The organism is Cylindrospermopsis sp. CR12 (assembly GCF_001432185.1).
In the GTDB taxonomy this organism is placed as follows: Bacteria; Cyanobacteriota; Cyanobacteriia; order Cyanobacteriales; family Nostocaceae; genus Raphidiopsis; species Raphidiopsis raciborskii.
The window spans coordinates 1-1,310 of the sequence record NZ_LMVE01000056.1; the positions used below are offsets into that span (position 1 = coordinate 1).

A 1,310-nucleotide genomic window follows, 5' to 3' on the forward strand; every position below is an offset into this window, starting at 1 on the left:
TACTATAACATGGCTTCTTTAAAGTAAAAGGCAACTCGTCACCTTACGGGTGATTATTGGTTAGCAGTCGGGCGATCGCTCTTGGTTAAAAGATATTGGTCAAGGCAATCTTCCAGAGTGGTTATGCTACCTGAATATATTTCAAGAGGTTTTTAGGCTCGGGTAAGAGGTTGGTTATTTTCTTGATAAAGCTGAAGATAACTGTCAATCACTTGCTGACCATGTTTGGCTGCTTCCTCATAAGTATTCCCGTGGGTGTGGATGTCTTGAAAAGGGAAGTCAGGGAGGTGGACTACATAGCAGTTATCCTCTTGAGACCAGAAAATAATCATACTGTAATGTGAATTCATTGCAATTCTTCTAGTCTTGCGAGTCTTTGTTTAACTTGTTTCTCTAAATAGATTTTAGCATCGTCACCATCCTTACCTGCAATTGTTATTGGCATATCTGGCATTTTTTCGTGAATCCAGATTGTGTGACTACCTTTACCAGTCCGTTGGATAAACCCGGCTTTTAACAACATTGCCTTTAGTTCTCGAATTTTTTTAGGCATTCAATTGAAAGTTATTAAATAAATATATAGCGGGTTTCACAAAGATGCAGTACAATCAAAGACCAGTTTGATGATTCTCCCTTTGCTAAATGCGATCACCACTCACAAAAGCAGTATGAGGCTTGCTTTTTCTCAGGGTTTTGTTTAGAAGAGTGATCGCTCTTGGTTAAAAGATATTGGTCAAGAGGTTTTTAGGCTCGGGTAAGAGAATCCTTACCACTCGACTCTTGTAGTTACTTGGGTGGGTGAGTCTGGTTGGCACGAACTGAGATCATGTAGACCGTCAAAGCTCTGCACCTTATGGTTTGACTTATATTTTATTTCCACACGAGGCTATTAATTACTTGTCTGATAATATCATATTTCTTGCATAAGTCAAGGGGATATGGCACTTAGTCTACATTTCTTTAAGCCATTTTTTATAACATTAATTCTGTTTATTTTAGTTATGCAATGCAGTTTGCGATCGCTATTGCCAAAAATGGCCATTGAGCATGGTGTCAATATCAGTTCCAAACTCCCATGTTACTTCGTACTGTTTTAAGTAGAGAAAAATCTCAGGTTGAGAAAACCCTTCTCACGGGGGTATTCCGGTCCAGGTAATAGTTTATTCGAGTGTGCTGATATCAATACCCTTAGCTTTTAATTGTGCTAGTAAGGTTTGATACTTTAGTTGTTCCTGCTCTTTCAGAAATTTTTCCTGTTCTTTAAGCAGTCTTTCCTGTTCTGCACGTTGAGTTTCCTGCTCTTTCAGAAA

General features: G+C 38.6%; 2 protein-coding genes. Both read right to left on the reverse strand.

The annotated features are described in order from the left end of the window. Positions 1-152 precede the first annotated feature (152 nt). A complete protein-coding gene (locus tag ASL19_RS07635; RefSeq protein ID WP_057177883.1) occupies positions 153-350 on the reverse strand; it encodes a type II toxin-antitoxin system HicB family antitoxin in 198 nt (65 codons plus the stop codon). Then, entirely contained in the window at positions 347-553 is a 207-nt protein-coding gene (locus ASL19_RS07640) for a type II toxin-antitoxin system HicA family toxin (protein ID WP_057177884.1), read from the reverse strand. The genes ASL19_RS07635 and ASL19_RS07640 overlap by 4 nt, the downstream gene beginning before the upstream one ends. Positions 554-1,310: the final 757 nt, after the last annotated feature.

Excerpts from the sequence above, each read along its gene's own strand:
- ASL19_RS07635 (WP_057177883.1), bottom strand. The coding sequence starts at position 350 with ATGAATTCACATTACAGTATGATTATTTTCTGGTCTCAAGAGGATAAC.
- ASL19_RS07640 (WP_057177884.1), bottom strand. The coding sequence starts at position 553 with ATGCCTAAAAAAATTCGAGAACTAAAGGCAATGTTGTTAAAAGCCGGG.